This is a genomic window from Pseudophaeobacter sp. 1A16562, from assembly GCF_041008785.1.
In the GTDB taxonomy this organism is placed as follows: Bacteria; Pseudomonadota; Alphaproteobacteria; order Rhodobacterales; family Rhodobacteraceae; genus Phycobacter; species Phycobacter gallaeciensis_A.
This window is the reverse complement of sequence record NZ_JAXGFT010000005.1, coordinates 33,819-50,414: the sequence shown is the minus strand read 5'-3', so window position 1 is coordinate 50,414 and position 16,596 is coordinate 33,819. Positions and strand designations below refer to the sequence as shown.

Annotated in this window: 13 protein-coding genes; 10 read left to right on the top strand and 3 right to left on the bottom strand. The window is 63.6% G+C overall.

Features of this window, described 5'->3' with window-relative positions; genetic code table 11:
• Positions 1–245: 245 nt before the first annotated feature.
• Complete coding sequence (locus SM764_RS08515) at positions 246–1,601, top strand: M16 family metallopeptidase (protein WP_369001518.1); 1,356 nt, start codon at positions 246–248, stop codon at positions 1,599–1,601.
• An 11-nt stretch (positions 1,602–1,612) separates the two neighbouring features.
• Complete coding sequence (locus SM764_RS08510; protein WP_369001663.1) at positions 1,613–2,929, top strand: M16 family metallopeptidase; 1,317 nt, start codon at positions 1,613–1,615, stop codon at positions 2,927–2,929.
• A gap of 77 nt (positions 2,930–3,006) precedes the next feature.
• Here SM764_RS08510 and SM764_RS08505 read toward each other — a convergent pair whose 3' ends face one another.
• Together SM764_RS08505 and deoC are read right to left on the bottom strand one after the other, a co-directional pair.
• A complete protein-coding gene (locus tag SM764_RS08505; RefSeq protein WP_369001516.1) occupies positions 3,007–5,343 on the bottom strand; it encodes an aldehyde dehydrogenase family protein in 2,337 nt (778 codons plus the stop codon).
• A gap of 11 nt (positions 5,344–5,354) precedes the next feature.
• Positions 5,355–6,368: a deoxyribose-phosphate aldolase gene (gene deoC, locus SM764_RS08500; RefSeq protein ID WP_369001515.1), complete on the bottom strand. Its 1,014-nt coding sequence runs from the start codon at positions 6,366–6,368 to the stop codon at positions 5,355–5,357.
• Positions 6,369–6,578: 210 nt separating this feature from the next.
• Between deoC and SM764_RS08495 the strand changes: the two genes are divergently transcribed.
• The 8 genes from SM764_RS08495 to SM764_RS08460 all read left to right on the top strand — a co-directional run bounded on the left by SM764_RS08495 (position 6,579) and on the right by SM764_RS08460 (position 15,383).
• Entirely contained in the window at positions 6,579–7,544 is a 966-nt protein-coding gene (locus tag SM764_RS08495) for a metal ABC transporter solute-binding protein, Zn/Mn family (protein WP_490363074.1), read from the top strand.
• Between the two features lie 2 nt (positions 7,545–7,546).
• Positions 7,547–8,359, top strand: a complete 813-nt coding sequence (locus tag SM764_RS08490; protein ID WP_274867981.1) for a metal ABC transporter ATP-binding protein — start codon at positions 7,547–7,549, stop codon at positions 8,357–8,359.
• 4 nt (positions 8,360–8,363) lie between these two features.
• Positions 8,364–9,572 (top strand): metal ABC transporter permease, encoded by a 1,209-nt coding sequence (locus SM764_RS08485; protein ID WP_347508271.1) that lies wholly within the window; start codon positions 8,364–8,366, stop codon positions 9,570–9,572.
• Positions 9,569–10,498 (top strand): metal ABC transporter permease, encoded by a 930-nt coding sequence (locus SM764_RS08480; RefSeq protein ID WP_369001514.1) that lies wholly within the window; start codon positions 9,569–9,571, stop codon positions 10,496–10,498. Before SM764_RS08485 ends, SM764_RS08480 begins: the two co-directional genes overlap by 4 nt.
• Before the next feature lie 65 nt (positions 10,499–10,563).
• Entirely contained in the window at positions 10,564–12,483 is a 1,920-nt protein-coding gene (gene mutL, locus SM764_RS08475) for a DNA mismatch repair endonuclease MutL (protein ID WP_369001513.1), read from the top strand.
• Positions 12,483–13,703, top strand: coding sequence for a DNA recombination protein RmuC (locus SM764_RS08470; RefSeq protein ID WP_368947566.1), 1,221 nt, complete (start codon positions 12,483–12,485; stop codon positions 13,701–13,703). Before mutL ends, SM764_RS08470 begins: the two co-directional genes overlap by 1 nt.
• On the top strand, positions 13,700–15,025 hold the full coding sequence (locus SM764_RS08465; protein ID WP_368947565.1) for an adenylate/guanylate cyclase domain-containing protein: 1,326 nt from the start codon (positions 13,700–13,702) through the stop codon (positions 15,023–15,025). Before SM764_RS08470 ends, SM764_RS08465 begins: the two co-directional genes overlap by 4 nt.
• A 34-nt stretch (positions 15,026–15,059) precedes the next feature.
• On the top strand, positions 15,060–15,383 hold the full coding sequence (locus tag SM764_RS08460; protein WP_065271795.1) for a DUF3775 domain-containing protein: 324 nt from the start codon (positions 15,060–15,062) through the stop codon (positions 15,381–15,383).
• 65 nt (positions 15,384–15,448) lie between these two features.
• Here SM764_RS08460 and SM764_RS08455 read toward each other — a convergent pair whose 3' ends face one another.
• Entirely contained in the window at positions 15,449–16,591 is a 1,143-nt protein-coding gene (locus SM764_RS08455) for a saccharopine dehydrogenase family protein (RefSeq protein ID WP_368947564.1), read from the bottom strand.
• Between the last annotated feature and the right edge of the window lie 5 nt (positions 16,592–16,596).

The following is a 16,596-nucleotide window of genomic DNA, read 5'->3' as shown; positions in this document are numbered from 1 at the left end:
CGCAGCTTGACCGGATGGCCGTCCGCCGGGCGGGTTAGCACGTTCACAATTTTGACAATTCGCTATCGTGACAGGGCGCCTTGCCTCCCTGCGACCTTGGCTTAGGTTGCGGTTCGTCAAGACATCCCCAATATGGGTAGGACTATGCCGGGTGCGCTGGTGGCTGTCTTTGCACAGCCCGACAGGCCCCGGATGTGACGGACAGAGGCAGCATGTCTTTGGAGAAATCTATTGGAGGACGCCGCATGATCCGACGGATCGCACTGGCCGCCATCGCTGTAACAGCCGTTCTTGCCGTGCCGCTGCGCGCTGCAGAACCGGCTGAGGACATGGTGACGGCCTTTACCCTTGAAAATGGCATGGACGTGGTGGTGATCGAGGATCACCGCGCGCCAGTGGTTCAGCATATGGTCTGGTACCGCGCCGGATCCGCGGATGAGCCGCCGGGTCAGTCCGGGGTCGCGCATTTTCTGGAGCACCTTCTGTTCAAGGGCACCGACAAGATGGAGCCGGGAGAGCTCTCGGCGACGGTGGCAGCCAATGGCGGCCGGGATAATGCCTTCACCAGCTATGACTACACCGCCTATTTTCAGCGCATTGCAGCGGACCGGCTTGAACTGATGATGCAGATGGAAAGCGACCGTATGGTCAATCTGCGCCTCAGCGAGGAGGAGATCGTCACCGAGCGTGAGGTGATCCTGGAAGAGCGCAACCAGCGCACCGACAGCGATCCGCGGTCTCTGTTCCGCGAACAGCTGAGTGCGGCACAGTATCTGAACCACCGTTATGGTCAGCCGGTGATCGGCTGGCGCCATGAAATGGAGACGCTGGACCGGGAGGACGCGCTGTCATTTTACGGAACCTATTATGCGCCCAACAATGCCATTCTGGTGGTTTCGGGCGATGTGGAACCCGAAGAGGTCCGACAGCTGGCCGAAAAATACTACGGTGTGATCCCGGCGAACCCCGACCTGCCGGAACGGTTCCGCAGCCAGGAGCCACCGCAGACGGCAGAGCGGCGCATGGTCTATCGCGATCCACGCGTGGCACAGCCCTATGTGCAGCGCTCTTATCTGGCGCCGGAACGCAACAGCGGCGCGCAGGAAAAGGCGGCGGCACTTTATCTGCTGGCTGAACTGCTGGGGGGCGGCAATACCTCCTATCTGGCCAATGCGCTGCAATTCGATCAGCAGCTGGCGGTCTATACCGGTGCCTTCTATTCGGGGGTGTCGCTGGACAAGACCAGTTTTTCTTTCCTGGTTGTCCCGGCCGAGGGCGTCGGGATGCAGGAGGCTGAGGATGCGCTTGACGCAACCTTTGCGCGCTTCCTTGAAGAGGGTGTCGACCCCGATCAGCTGGAGCGGATCAAACTGCAACTGCGCGCGGCGGAAATCTATGCGCGCGACAATGTGGATGGGATCGCCAATCGTTATGGTCAGGCGCTGACCTCCGGGTTGACGGTGGAGGACGTGCAGGAGTGGCCCCATATCCTGCAATCGGTCACTGCGGATGAAATCATCGCCGTCGCCCGCGAAGTGCTGCAGCCCGAGGCGTCGGTCACTGGCTGGATGGTGCGCGCAGATGAGGAGGTCACCCAATGACGGGATTTGCCATGATACGTGCCGGGCTGGTCGCCTGTTTTGCCCTTCTGATCTCTGTGCTGCCGGTCAGCGCCGAGATCCGCATCAAGGAAGTCACCTCGCCCGGGGGCATCACCGCTTGGCTAGTCGAGGATCATACGATTCCCTTCACCGCGCTTGAGCTGCGGTTTCGCGGTGGCACTTCGCTGGATGCCCCGGGCAAGCGTGGCGCCATCAACCTGATGACGGGCCTTCTGGAAGAAGGCTCCGGCGAGATGCCGGCGCAGGACTATGCCCGCGCAGTTGAAAGCCTTGCGGCCAGTTTCTCTTATGACGCGGATAAGGAGGCGGTGTCGGTCTCTGCCCGCTTCCTGACTGAGAACCGGGACGAGGCCATCGACTTGCTACACCAGACCCTGGTGGCGCCACGGTTCGATCAGGACGCTCTGGACCGGGTGCGGGCGCAGGTTCTGTCCGGCCTGCGGTCGGACGCTGAGAACCCCAATGACATCGCCGGGCGTGCCTTTTCCAAGATGGCCTTTGGCGATCACCCCTATGGTTCGGACGGCTCGGGCACCATCGATACCGTGTCCATCCTTACGCGGCAGGACATGTTCGATGCACATGATGCGGTCTTTGCCCGCGACAGGCTGTTTGTCAGCGCCGTGGGGGATATCGACGAGGCCGCGCTGGGCGCCTTGCTCGACACGCTTCTGGGCGATCTGCCAGAGACTGGCGCACCGCAACCGGGTCCGGCGGAGGTCACGATCGAGGGCGGAACCACCGTGATCGACTATGACACGCCGCAATCCGTTGCGCTGTTCGGGCATGTGGGGATCGACCGGGAAGATCCGCGGTTCTTTGCGGCCTATATCATGAACCAGATCCTGGGCGGCGGTTCCTTCGAAAGCCGCCTGATGACCGAAGTGCGCGAAAAGCGCGGCCTGACCTACGGGGTTTATTCCTATCTCCTGCCGCGTGATCTGGGCTCTGTGTACATGGGCTCGCTCGCCTCGGCCAATTCCAAGATGGCCGAAGCGGTTGCGGTGATCCGCGAAGAATGGAGCCGTCTGGCAAGGGAAGGCGTTACCGAGAAGGAATTGCAGGATGCCAAGACCTATCTGACCGGGGCCTATCCGTTGCGTTTTGATGGCAACGGCCGCATTGCCTCGATCCTGGTGGGGATGCAGCTGGACGGCATGCCGATTGACTACGTGCGCACCCGCAATGACAAGATAAACGCGGTCACTCTGGAAGAGATCAACCGCGTCGCCTCGGAAGTGCTGCAACCGGACAATCTGCATTTCGTGGTTGTGGGGCGGCCGGATGGATTGAAAACCGGCGGCTGAGCCTTGCACTTTCCCTGAAATGACAACGGGCCGGAGAGAGATCTCCGGCCCGTTTTGTTTCGGCATGCTATCCGGCGTTATTCGCCGTAGGGCACCCAGATGTTCTTGATCTCTGTCGCCGCCTCCAGGAACCGGCGGCTGTGGTCCGTGTCCCAATCCAGCGCGGTGCCATTGTTGACCCATGTGCGTTTGAGATTGCTGGCGGACGCCTTTTCGATCTCTGCCGACAGATCGGTGGAGGAAAAGCTCCAGACCGCATCGACGTTCATATGCGATGCCAGCGGTCCTGCCAGATCGACATGACTACCGGTCAGGATATTGATCACACCTGCGGGCACATCCGAGGTGTCCAGCACCTGATAGAAATCAGTTGCAGCCAGCGGGAAGGGTTCGGAGGCGGTCAGCACCACCCGGTTGCCCATGGCGATGGCGGGCGCCATCACCGAGACCAGCCCCAGAAGTGGCGCCTCATCCGCGCAGAGCGCGCCGATCACGCCAACGGGTTCCTTCATCGCCAGCGCCACGCCGCGGATCGGTACGCCATGCACCTGACCGTCGTATTTGTCGGCCCAGGCGGCGGCGGTGAAAAGGCGCTGGATCGAGGCTTCGACCTCCTTGGCGCCGCTGCGCCGCCCGGTCATGTGGTCGATGCGATGGGCGAATTCCTCGGCCCGGGTCGAGAGATTCTCGCCGATATAATAGAGGATCTGCGCCCGTAGATGGCCGGTGGTCTTGGACCAGCCCTTGGCCCCGGCGGCGGCCTCGACCGCGTTGCGCACATCCTTGCGGCTGCCAAGGCCGACATAGCCGAGAATGGCGCCCGATTTGTCATGCGCCGCGCGGGAATAACCGCTGTCGGGGCGGGCCTGCTTACCGCCGATATACATCTTGGCGGTGCGGTCGATGGGATCGGTGCCGCTGCCCTGTCCGGTGAAGCCTTTGACCTGCGCCAGCGCCTTGGATTTGGCGTGTGGCTTGGTATAGGCCGACAGCCCTTCCCAGCCCCCTTCGCGGCCAAAGCCGCTTTCGCGCACACCGCCAAATCCGGCGGCGGCATCGAACATATTGGTGCCATTCACCCAGACCACGCCGCAGGCCAGTTTCGGCGCGATATCAAGCGCGAGGTTGACGTTCTCGCTCCAGACACTTGCGGCAAGGCCATAGCGGGTGTTGTTGGCCAGCTCGACCGCCTCGGCCGGGGTGCGGAAGGTGCAGGAGACCAGCACAGGGCCAAAGATTTCGTCCTGCATCAGCCGGTCGGCGGGGGTCAGCCCTTCGATCAGGGTTGGACGGAAGAAACAGCCTTCCTCGGGCATGTCGACCTGGGCCTGATAGGTTGCGCCTGCGTCATTCGCGGCGACCAGATCGGTGATCGTCTTCAGCTGCACCGGGTCAACCACGGCGCCCACGTCGATACATTTGTCCAGCGGATCGCCAAGGCGCAGCTTGTCCATGCGGGCGCGCAGTTTGGCGTGGAACCTCTCCGCGATGCTTTCCTGCACCAACAGGCGCGAACCGGCGCAGCAGACCTGCCCCTGGTTGAACCAGATCGCATCCACCAGCCCTTCGACAGCTGAGTCGATGTCGGCATCATCGAAAACGATGTAGGGCGACTTCCCACCCAGTTCGAGTGTCAGCGCCTTGCCGCTGCCTGCGGTGGCTTCGCGGATGCGGCGGCCCACGGCGGTGGAGCCGGTAAAGGCGATCTTGTCCACGTCGGCGGCCACGATCATCTCGCCCACGGCGCCATCGCCGGTGACGATGTTCACAACACCCTTCGGCAGGCCCGCCTGACGGCAGATGTCGGCAAACAGAAGCGCGGTGAGAGAGGTATATTCCGCCGGTTTCAACACCACCGTGTTGCCCATGGCAATGGCAGGCGCCACTTTCCACGCCAGCATCAACAGTGGGAAATTCCACGGGATGATCTGACCGCAGACCCCAAGGGCGGCGCGGTCCGGCAACTCGCTTTCAATCAATTGGGCCATGCCCGCGTGATAGTAGAAGTGCCGCTGCGCCAGCGGGATATCGATGTCCCGGCTTTCGCGGATCGGTTTGCCGTTATCCATGGTTTCCAGAACGGCAAACAGGCGACTGTGTTTTTGGAGCAGGCGCGCGATGGCATAAAGGTATCTGGCGCGGCCGGGCCCGCCCAGTTTCTCCCACTTGGGTTGGGCGCTGCGCGCGGCGGCGACGGCGGTGTCCACGTCGGCCTGCGTTGCCTGGGTCAGGGTCGCAAGCACCTCTCCGTTGGCGGGGTTCTGGCTGTTGAAGCCATCGCCTGGCGCGGTGAAGGTGCCATTGATGAAATGGCCGAACCGGTCGCCCTGATCGACAAGCCAGGCAAGCGCCTCGGCAGCACTTTCGGGAGCGGGTCCATAACTCATGGTGTCAAAGATCTCTTTCACGGTCATTTCAGCACTCCTCAGCCCATCGCGTGGCGGTAGCCCGCAGAATAGGCGCCGGTGACATGGTGTTCGAGCTGGCGTTCGATATCGCCCAGCAGGGAAGAGGCGCCAAAGCGGAACAGGTCGGGCTGCAGCCAGCGGTCGCCCAACTCCTCCTTGATCAGCGACAGGTAGACCAGCGCGTCCTTGGCCTTGGAAATACCGCCAGCGGGTTTATAGCCAACGCGGTAGCCGGTGCGTTCGTGATAGTCGCGGATGGCGCGGATCATCACAAGGCTGACGGGCAGGGTGGCATTGACGCTTTCCTTGCCGGTAGAGGTCTTGATGAAATCGGCCCCCGCCATCATGCAGATCATCGAGGCGCGCGCGACGTTACGCAGACTGCCCAGCTCTCCGGTGGCAAGGATCGCCTTCACATGGGCATCTCCGCAAGCGGCGCGGAAGGCTTTCATCTCATCATAGAGCGCCTGCCAGTTGCCACTCAGAACGTGGCGGCGCGAGATCACGATATCGATCTCATGAGCGCCTGCCTTGACGCTTTCCTCGATCTCGGCAACGCGCAGGTGGAAGGGAGAGAGGCCCGCCGGAAACCCGGTGGAGACCGCTGCGACCGGAATGCTGGTGCCCTTGAGCGCGGCAACCGCCGGGGTGATCATGTCGTGGTAGACGCAAACGGCGCCGGTGGTGATATCCGGGGTGCCAAGCGCCTGTAAAATGTCCGCGCGCACTGGCTGGCGCGCCTTGGCGCACAGGCGGCGCACCCGCCCCGCGGTATCATCGCCGGAAAGCGTGGTCAGGTCGATGCAGGTGATCGCCTTCAGCAGCCACGCAGCCTGATACTCTTTCTTGACGCTACGGCGTCCGGGCAGCGTCGCACAACGCCGCTCAATCGCCGAAGTATTGGCCTGCAGGCCAAGCGCCCAGTCCAGATCCAGCTCCATGCCGGGATTGCGCGGCTCACCGACCTGCGGCAGCTGCGCGTCGCCCGCGGCATTGGCCTGATTGCTTTGCGCGGAGATGTGGCTTTCCATTGCGGGGATCCTCACCAAAGTTCTGCGCGAAAGTCGCACGGGTGCGGCATCTTGGCAAGCAAGCCGCCTGCTTTCCGTGCAGTAAATTGACCGTTTGGAAAAACCGGCTCCCTTTGTTGAGAATAATTCGCATTTACATTGACAGTTTTGAGAATCGTTCTCATATTGCCTTCAACACCGGCCTGAAAACCGGCATGAAGGAGAACGAGGATGAGAGTTTCGCTCAATGGCCTGATGCGGCTTGCGCTGTTGCTGGTACTGGCCTTTGCGGCGGGTCGCGCCGTGGCCGAGGCACCGCTGAAGATCGTAGCTACCACGGGCATGATCGCGGATGCCGCGCGCCAGGTCGGCGGTGATGCGGTTGAGGTGCGCGCCCTGATGGGGCCGGGGGTCGATCCCCACGCCTACCGGCAGACCCGGTCGGATATCGTCGCGATGACCCGGGCGGATCTGGTGCTGTATCACGGTCTTTACCTTGAGGCGCAGATGGAAAGCTTCCTGCACGATCTGTCCCGCAAGCGGAATGTGGTCGCGGTGGCCGAAGGTCTGCCAAAGGATCTCTTGCGGGCCCATGACGATTACGAGAACAAGTTTGATCCGCATGTCTGGATGACGCCGAACCTGTGGAAACGGGTGGTGATGGATATCGCCGCGGTGCTGAGCGAAGCCCGCCCGGCCGAGGCGCAAACCTTTGCGGCCAATGCTCAGGCACATCTGGCGGATCTGGACCGGTTGATCGCCTACGCGAGCAAAACGCTGGAAATTGTGCCGGAAAACAACCGGGTGCTGGTCACCGCACATGATGCCTTTGGCTATTTTGGCCGCGATTTCGGCTTCGAGGTGCTGGGCATTCAAGGCATCTCGACCCAATCCGAAGCGGGTCTGAACCGGATTGGTGAACTGGTCGATCTGCTGGTTGAGCGCAGAATCTCGGCGGTCTTTGTCGAAAGTTCGGTCTCGGACCGTTCCATGCGCGCCCTGATCGAAGGTGCGGCGGCGCAGGGCCACGAGGTACAGATCGGTGGTGAGCTGTTCTCGGACGCGATGGGCGCCGACGGCAGCTATGAGGGCACCTATCTAGGCATGCTGGACCACAATGTGACCACCATCGCCGGGGCGCTGGGCGCAGATGTGCCAGAGCGCGGCATGGATGGCAAACTGTCGGCGGGGCTTTGATCATGACACAGACAGTTGAACTGGTGCGCGATACCGAGGCAGACATCGTATCGACTTCCCCGGAAAACAGCCCGCTGGCCATTCGCGGCCTCACCGTTACCTACGGAGAGAAACCCGCTGTCTTCAGTGTCGACATGACGGTCGAGCCGGGCAAGATGACGGCCATCATCGGACCCAACGGGGCGGGTAAATCGACCCTTCTGAAATCCGCACTTGGGATCGTGCCGCCGGTGTCCGGCCGGGTGCAGGTCTTTGGCCGCCCATTGGAGGCAATGCGCGCCCGCATCGCCTATGTGCCGCAGCGCGCCAGCATCGACTGGGACTTCCCGACCCGTGTCATCGACGTTGTGATGATGGGGCTCTATCGTGAACTGGGGTTGCTGGGCCGGATCCGGGGTCATCACCGGACCGTGGCGCGCGATTGTCTGGATCGGGTCGGCATGGGCGATTTCGCCGACCGCCAGATCGGCCAGCTTTCGGGCGGCCAGCAGCAGCGGGTGTTCCTGGCCCGCGCACTGGCGCAGGATGCGGACCTGTACCTGCTGGACGAACCCTTTGCCGGGGTGGATGCGGCGACAGAAAAGGCCATCATCACCGTCCTGAAATCCCTGCGTGCTGCGGGTAAGACGGTTGTGGTGGTGCACCACGATCTGGCCACCGTCGCGGAATATTTCGACAATGTCTTTCTGATCAACACCCGAAAGGTTGCCGAAGGCCCGGTCGCTGAGGCCTTTACCGCGGAAACCCTGCAGGCCGCCTATGGCGGGCGCCTCGCGACGGCGCAGATCGATCAGCTGGCGGCGGCAAAGGTCTGATCCCATGTTGATGGACGCGCTTTTCCTGCAATTGGGCTACAACGCCACGTTGGTCTCCCTTGGGGCGGCCCTTTTGGGCGGCGCAGCGGGTATCACCGGCACCTTCCTGTTTCTACGCAAACGGGCGCTGGTCAGCGATGCGGTCAGCCATGCAACCCTGCCCGGTGTTGCCATTGCCTTTTTGGTGATGGTGTTCCTGGGCGGTGACGGGCGCAACCTGGCCGGGCTGCTGCTGGGGTCTGCCGTGTCGGCGGCGCTGGGCCTTTGGTGCATGAACTGGCTGACCCGCAACACCCGTCTGGCCGAGGATGCTGCCATCGGCGCGGTCCTGTCTGTATTCTTCGGGTTGGGGATCGTGCTGTTGACGGTGATCCAGACGCTGGGCGTTGGACGGCAGGCGGGGCTTGAAGGCTTCCTTCTGGGATCGACCGCCGGCATGCTGTTCAGCGATGCGATGATCATCGCCGCAGGCAGTGCAGCGGCCCTGCTGGTGATCCTCCTGACGCGGCGACCGATGATGATGGTGGCCTTCGACCCCGAATATGCCGCTGCGCGCGGCCTGCCGGTGCACCGCATCGACCTTTTGATGATGGGGCTCGTCATGGCTGTGACCGTGGTGGGGTTAAAGATCGTCGGCCTGATCCTGATCGTCGCCCTGCTGATCATCCCCGCCGTCACCGCGCGTTTCTGGACCGAGCGGTCGGACCGTGTCGTGGTCTACGCGGGGCTGGCGGGCGGTGCCTCTGCCTATGTCGGCGCGGCGATTTCCGCCTCGGCACCCAACCTGCCGACCGGGCCGATCATCGTGCTGGTCAGTTTTGTGCTCTTTGCCCTGTCCTTGCTCTTTGCGCCCGGGCGCGGCGTGCTGGCAGCGGTGCTGCGCCACCAGCGGTTCCAGCGCCGGGTGCATCTGCGGCAGGGATTGCTGGCGCTGGCACAGGGGCAACCGATCTACGAACCGCTGACCCTGCGCCTGTTGCGCCGCGCTGGATTGGTGCGCGCTGACGGAGTGGCCACCGACAAGGGGCGCGCCCGCGCGGCCAAGGCCTTGCGCGACGAAAAACGCTGGGAACTGGTGCGCAGCGATCTGGCGCATGAGGCCGCTGCCGCGCTCTATGACGGGCTGCGCGAGATCGAGACCGTGCTGACCCGCGATCAGATTAGCGAAATCGACCGCCGTATCGGCGGCCCGCAGGAGGTTCCCGCAGGATGATGGGCTCTGAATTCGTTCCCCTGTCGCTGACGCCGCTGCTGATCGGTACGTTTGCCGCCGTGGCCTGCGCGCTGCCGGGCAATTTCCTGCTGCTGCGCCGACAGGCCCTGATCGGGGATGCCATCAGCCATGTGGTGTTGCCGGGCATCGTGGTGGCCTTCCTACTGACCGGAGCGATTGCAGCCGGGCCGATGCTGCTGGGCGCGGCGGGCGCAGCCGTCACCGCTGTCATCCTGATCGAGGCGGTGCGCCGTCTGGGCCGGATTGAGCCGGGCGCGGCCATGGGGGTGATCTTTACCACCATGTTTGCCACCGGTGTGCTGCTGCTGGAACAGACCGATACCTCCACCGTGCATCTGGACGTGGAACATGCGCTTTATGGTAACCTCGAAAGTCTGATCTGGCTGGATGCTACCGGCTGGTCCTCTCTCTGGGATGCCGAGGCGCTGCGCTATCTGCCACCGGAGTTGCCGCGCATGGGGCTGACGCTGCTGGGCGTGGTGGCCTTCATCGCGCTGTTCTGGCGGGCGCTAAAAATCTCGACCTTCGACGAAGGCTTCGCCCGCACGCTGGGGATCCGCACCAATCTGCTGGGACTGGCGCTGGTGGTCACCGCTGCGGTGGCGGCGGTCGCCGCCTTTGATGCGGTGGGGTCGATCATCGTCATCGCCATGTTCATCTGCCCGCCCGCGGCCGCGCGGATGATGACCAACCGGCTGGAGGCGCAGGTCGGCTGGAGCGTCGTCTTTGCGGTGCTGTCGGCGGTGCTTGGCTATGTTCTGGCGGGCTATGGGCCGCTGTGGCTGGGCGGTACGGATGCGGTCAGCGCGGCGGGTATGATTGCCGCTGTGTCAGGACTCATCCTGGCAGTGACGGCCCGGTTCGGCCCTTGCAGCCGCCGCGCGGGGGCGCCTGCCGGAGGGTAATCCGCCGCTGCCTCGCGCGCTTTGCGGGTGGCAGAATCGAAGGGCTCCATGCTAAATTTTGCGGTATGAGCAGCCCAGACCCCCAAATCCGCGACAATTCCCGCCCCGTCATCCGGCAGCTGGACGACAGCGCCATCAACCGGATCGCGGCGGGTGAGGTGATTGAACGCCCCGCTTCGGCCGTGAAGGAACTGGTGGAGAACGCCATCGACGCAGGCGCCACGCGGATCACGGTGGAGATTGCCGATGGCGGCAAGACCCTGATCCGGGTCACCGATGATGGCTGCGGCATGACGCCGGAGGATCTGCCGCTGGCCCTGTCGCGCCACGCCACCTCGAAGATCGACGGATCGGACCTGCTCAACATCCATACCTTCGGCTTCCGGGGCGAGGCACTGCCCAGCCTTGGCGCCGTAGGACGCCTCACGATCACCAGCCGCGCCGCAGGCAATGATGCGGCGCAGATCCGCGTGGCGGGCGGCGGCATGGAGCCGGTGAAGCCCGCAGCTCTGCGCGCGGGTACCGTGGTCGAGCTGCGTGATCTGTTCTATGCGACCCCGGCGCGGCTCAAATTCATGCGTACCGACCGGGCCGAGGCGCAGGCGATCAGTGATGTGATCAAGCGCCTCGCCATGGCCGAACCCTCTGTTGGCTTCACCCTGCGGGATGTGTCCGGTGGCGGCGAGGGACGCGTCACCTTCCGCGCCGACCCCCTGTCCGGTGATCTGTTTGATGCGTTGCACGGGCGGCTTGGCTCGGTTCTGGGGCGTGAGTTTGCCGAAAACGCGCTGAAGATCGACGCCACCCGCGAAGGTTTGCGGCTTTATGGCTACGCGGCGCTGCCAACCTATTCCCGCGGCGCGGCGGTGGCGCAGTTCCTCTTTGTGAACACGCGTCCGGTGAAGGACAAGATGCTGACCGGCGCTCTGCGTGCGGCCTATTTCGATTTCCTCAGCCGGGACCGCCATCCGGTGGCGGCGCTGTTCATCGATTGCGATCCGACCCTGGTCGATGTGAACGTGCATCCAGCCAAATCCGAGGTCCGCTTCCGCGATCCCGGGCTTGCCCGAGGGCTGATCGTCTCGGCCCTGCGGCACGCACTGGCCGAGGCCGGGCATCGCGCCTCCACCACCGTGGCTGGGGCGACGCTGGGCGCCATGCGCCCCGAACAGGCCACCCCGCAGTCAGCGCCACATGTCTACCAGATGGACCGCCCGTCGATGGGCGCCCGCACGGCGGCCTATAGCGCGCAGCGACCGGATTACGTGCCGGTGCCGCCCTATCAGCCCTCTCCGCCGCCGCAGAGCCAAGGCTTTGCCGAGATGCGCAGCGCCTTCAGCGGTCAGACCATCGAAGAGCCCGTGCAGCCCGGGGAACCGGGCGTGCAGGAGGTGCAGGCCGAGGCTCTGCCATTGGGCGCAGCGCGCGGTCAGGTGCATGAAAACTACATCATCGCCCAGACTGCCGATGGCATGGTGATCGTCGATCAGCACGCCGCCCACGAGCGGCTGGTCTATGAAAAGCTGAAACGTCAGATGGGTGAAAACGGTGTCGCGGCGCAGGCGCTGCTGATCCCGGAAATCGTCGAACTCTCCGACAATGACTGCGCCCGCTTGCTGGCGGTGGCGGATGAGCTGGGTAAATTCGGTCTTGGCATCGAGGCCTTTGGCGGCAATGCCGTGGCGGTGCGGGAAACCCCGGCAATCCTTGGCGAGGTCAACGCCGAGGCCATGGTGAAGGATATTCTGGACGAGTTGGACGATCAGGGCGAAAGTCAGCTGGTGCAGGCGCGGCTGGAGGCGATTCTGAGCCGGGTGGCCTGCCATGGTTCGATCCGTTCCGGGCGGCGGATGCGCGGCGAAGAGATGAATGCGCTGCTGCGGGAAATGGAGGCGACGCCCCATTCCGGCCAGTGCAACCATGGCCGCCCCACCTATGTGGAGCTGAAACTGGCGGATATCGAACGTCTTTTCGGACGCACGTGATGGACAGTATGGAGGAGGCCTTAGCAGCCATGGATCAGGTCGGGATGCTGGTCCTGATAGCGGGCGGCTTTGCGGCGCTGCTGATCCTGTTGCTGTTCCTCTCCATGCGCGCCTCGGCCCGCGCGGCCTCGGCGGTGGCGCCGATTGCGCAGCAGATGGAGTATCTGGGACAGTCCGTGCAGCAGCTGCGCGGCGGTTTGCAGCATGTGTCGGACATGCAGGCCAATGCGCAGGTGCAGATGGTGCAGACGGTTGAGGCACGGCTGACGGATGTGCAGCAGCATATGAACGATAGGCTGGCCGACAATGCTCTGCGCCAGGCCCGCGCCATGGCCGAGATGCAGGAACGCATGCAGGAAAGCCTGCACGGCAGCGCCAAACGCACGGTGACCTCTCTGACGCAGCTGCAGGAGCGGCTGGCGACCATCGACAAGGCGCAGGACAATATCACCAAACTGTCGGGCGATGTGCTGAGCCTGCAGGATATCCTGTCGAACAAGCAGACCCGGGGCGCCTTTGGGGAGATCCAGCTGAACGATATCGTCTCAAAGGCGCTGCCTGCGGATGCCTATACGCTGCAGGCGACGCTGAGCAACGGCAAGCGGGCCGATTGCCTGGTGCATCTGCCGAACCCGCCGGGGCCGATCGTGATCGACAGCAAATTCCCGCTGGAACCCTACGAGGCGCTGCGCCGTGCCGAAACCCAGGATGAGCTGGCCTATGCGGCGCGGCAGATGAAAACGGCCTTGCGGGCGCATATCCGGGCGATATCCGAGAAGTACATCATTGAGGGCGAAACCGCCGATGGTGCGATCCTGTTCCTGCCTTCCGAAGCGGTCTATGCCGAGCTGCACGCCAATTTCACCGGCGTGGTGCGCGAAGGGTTTGCGGCGAAGGTCTGGATCGTCTCGCCCACCACCTGCATGGCGACGCTGAACACCATGCGCGCGATCCTGAAGGACGCTCGCATGCGCGAACAGGCGGGGGCCATCCGCAGTGAGCTGGGCCTCTTGCACCGCGATGTGGAACGGCTGGGAGAGCGCGTCGTCAATCTGGACCGGCATTTTGCGCAAGCGGCCAAGGACGTCGCCGAGATCAAGATCAGCGCCGATAAGGCCGGGCGCCGGGCGCAGCGTCTCGACAACTTCGACTTTGAAGAGATCGACCAGGGGGCGGATCCAACCGGGACCGTGGTCCCGCTGGAGCATCCAGAGAGATGAGGGGCAGCGCAGCGGACCGGGAGTTGTGGCGGCAGGCTGAGGTGGAGGCCGAGCGCGTCGTCTCAGTTCTGCGGATCGGGGTGTCGCTGGGGCTGTTGCTGATCTTCTTTCTCACCGTCTGGGACAATGTTGAAACGGTGGAAAGCTACCTGCGCCGGCAATGGCTCTTTGCGCTGGCAACCATGTTTTCCTACCTGCTGCTGGGACTGTTCACCCTATGGCGCGCGCGCCGGGGGATGTTTCGCGGCTGGATGGTCTGGACCGGCGTGACCTTGGACTGCGCCTTCCTTCTGGTGAATGCCTGGGTGGGGCTTGAGAATACATCCCTGCCGGGGGGCGTGACCTTCCTGCTGCCACCGATCTGGCTGGTGCCGGGGGTGCTGGCCTTTGCGGTTCTGCGGTTCAACCCGTATCTGCAAGCTTATACGGTGCTTCTGATCGTCACGGGTCTGTCCCTGATGGTCTTCTGGCAGCCCGAACAGGTGCCGGTGCAGGCAGCGGAGCGGGCACTGTTCCTGTTGTCCTTACCCCCTAATATCATCCGCATTTCCATGATTGCCTTGGCCGGCATTGTTCTTGTCGTGGCCGCCTACCGGATGCGTGGGCTTTTGCACCGCTCGATCACCGAGGCACAGGCGCGCACCAATCTGACCCGCTACCTGCCCGCCCAGTTGGCCGGGCGCCTGGCGGGCGGCGGGCTGGAGGAGTTGCGACAGGGGCAGCGGCAGCAGATGGCGGTCCTGTTCATCGACATCCGCAGGTTCACCAGCTGGTCCGAGGGGCGCGATCCGCAGGAGGTCAGCGCCTATATCACCGAATTCCGCCGCCGGGTGCAGCGGGCTGCGGCGTGCAGCAACGGCTTGATCGACAAATACATCGGCGATGCCGCGATGATCCTGTTCGAAGGTGAGGACGGGGCGCAGCGAGCGCTCGATTGCGCCGGGGCGCTGGATGACGAACTGCAGCGCTGGACGGCCTTGCGTCTGGAGGCGGGGGAAGGGCCTGTCGAGGCGGGGATCGGCCTGCACTGGGGCGAGGTCTTCTCCGGCGTGGTCGGCAATGCCGAGCGTTTGGAATACAGCGTCTTTGGCGATACAGTGAATATCGCGGCGCGGCTGGAACAGCTGACACGGCAGGCAGAGGCCCGGATCATCGCCTCTGCCGCCCTGTTTGACGCAGCTGGAGCAAAGCCCGCGCGCGACGGCTGGATTGCCCTGACACCGGTGCATCTGCGCGGGCGCAGCAGCGGGCTCGACATCTTCGGATGGGGGCAAGGCGGCTTTGCCCCAGATCAAAGACCCGGAGAGGACACTGCTGTCTGATACCGGGAGAACCGCGAACAGCAGGAGACGAACGATGTTGGAGATTTCCGCCCGCAAGGTCGCCCAGGTGGCGATGATGGCCCGGGAACTGGACCGGGCCGAAGGGGAGCTGCGCGCCTTTATCGACCGGATGAGCGTCGATGAGCAGGCCGAGCTGACCGCAATCATGTGGATCGGTCGCGGCAGTTTCGAGGCGGAAGAGCTGTCAGAGGCGCTTGCGACGGCCCGCAGCGAAGCCACCACCCCGACCGCCGATTACCTTATCGGAACGCCGCATCTGGCCGACAATATCGAGGCCGGGCTTGAGGCCATCGGTGTGGATGTCGGGGATATAGAAGACGATGTGATCGGTCGCTGAAGGGCGCCTCACAACAAATAAAGACCCGCCTGAGCGGGTCTTTTGTGTTGGCAGAGCTGTTTGGTTCAGCCTGCGTGGTCGATGATTTCCAGATGCTGGGCCAGCTTGCCGATCTCGCCCATCCATTTTTCGATCAGCTTGGGATCGCTGGGGGCGGCGTGTACGCCAGCCGGGATCTGGCGGTTCATCACGGCCTCGATGGCAAAGCTGACCGGATAGGACACAAGGCGCGCCATGGCGGTGCCGCGCTCGTCGCCCCAGGCATCCATCACATAGGTCTTGTGCCAAACGACCTTGCCGTCCTTTTCCGCCTTCAGGCTGACGCAGAGCACGACCCGGTCCGCTTCGCCTTCGTCATAGGCGTTTTCGTCCCAGAACTGGTCGGACATCTCTTTCAGGCGGGCATCGCCTGCTTCGCCTTCCAGGGTCTCTACTTCCTTGAAGACATCGGCCCAGGCCTCGGACCAGCCGTTGAGGCGCAGGGTGCCGCGCACGAATTCCTTCACCGGCCAGGCCTCTTCGAACTCGTATTGCGCCATGAAGGGCAGCGAGTCGCGGTTCGGGTAGACCTCAAAGCTTTCCGGGGTGGGCAGCGGCGCGTCATAGCTGCTGATCGCATCCCATGGCCGGTCCACGCGCAGCTCGGAATAATCCCGCACCGACCGCGAGGGTGAACGCAGCGCCTTCAGCACGCCGAGCGGTGACCAGCTGAATTTATAGCGGAACGGGTTCGGGGTCTTCGGAATGCCACCGCAGTAAGAGATAAAGCTGATGTGGTTCTCGGCATCATAGGCGTCCGATGCCTTGTAATCCTGCACAAGCGCGTGGGCCATCAGGTGGTCGATGCCGGGATCAAGGCCGACCTCGTTCACCAGGGCCACGCCTGCTTCGCGCGCCTTGTCATCCAGCGCGCGCATTTCCGGCGCAATGTAGGAGGAGGACACGAAATGGGCGCCTTTGGAGATCGCCAGTTCGGCCAGCTCCACGTGCCAGTCGCCGGGCAGCATGGAGACAACAACGTCCTCCGGGCTCAGCATCTGGGCCAGGTTGGCGATGGAAAAGGCGTGAATGTTGGTGGTCAGATCGCCCACCGCTTCGCGCGCCTTTTCGGGGGTGCGGTTCCACACCGCAACGTCATGGCCCGCCTCCAGAAGGCGGCGCAGGCCGGGGATGGCCGACAGGCCGGTTCCGCACCAGTGGATGGTCATGAGTG

Bases quoted from the DNA above. Each gene is read 5' to 3' on its own strand.
- SM764_RS08515 (WP_369001518.1), top strand. From the start codon at position 246: ATGATCCGACGGATCGCACTGGCCGCCATCGCTGTAACAGCCGTTCTT.
- SM764_RS08510 (WP_369001663.1), top strand. From the start codon at position 1,613: ATGATACGTGCCGGGCTGGTCGCCTGTTTTGCCCTTCTGATCTCTGTG.
- SM764_RS08505 (WP_369001516.1), bottom strand. From the start codon at position 5,343: ATGACCGTGAAAGAGATCTTTGACACCATGAGTTATGGACCCGCTCCC.
- deoC (WP_369001515.1), bottom strand. From the start codon at position 6,368: ATGGAAAGCCACATCTCCGCGCAAAGCAATCAGGCCAATGCCGCGGGC.
- SM764_RS08495 (WP_490363074.1), top strand. From the start codon at position 6,579: ATGAGAGTTTCGCTCAATGGCCTGATGCGGCTTGCGCTGTTGCTGGTA.
- SM764_RS08490 (WP_274867981.1), top strand. From the start codon at position 7,547: ATGACACAGACAGTTGAACTGGTGCGCGATACCGAGGCAGACATCGTA.
- SM764_RS08485 (WP_347508271.1), top strand. From the start codon at position 8,364: ATGTTGATGGACGCGCTTTTCCTGCAATTGGGCTACAACGCCACGTTG.
- SM764_RS08480 (WP_369001514.1), top strand. From the start codon at position 9,569: ATGATGGGCTCTGAATTCGTTCCCCTGTCGCTGACGCCGCTGCTGATC.
- mutL (WP_369001513.1), top strand. From the start codon at position 10,564: ATGAGCAGCCCAGACCCCCAAATCCGCGACAATTCCCGCCCCGTCATC.
- SM764_RS08470 (WP_368947566.1), top strand. From the start codon at position 12,483: ATGGACAGTATGGAGGAGGCCTTAGCAGCCATGGATCAGGTCGGGATG.
- SM764_RS08465 (WP_368947565.1), top strand. From the start codon at position 13,700: ATGAGGGGCAGCGCAGCGGACCGGGAGTTGTGGCGGCAGGCTGAGGTG.
- SM764_RS08460 (WP_065271795.1), top strand. From the start codon at position 15,060: ATGTTGGAGATTTCCGCCCGCAAGGTCGCCCAGGTGGCGATGATGGCC.
- SM764_RS08455 (WP_368947564.1), bottom strand. From the start codon at position 16,591: ATGACCATCCACTGGTGCGGAACCGGCCTGTCGGCCATCCCCGGCCTG.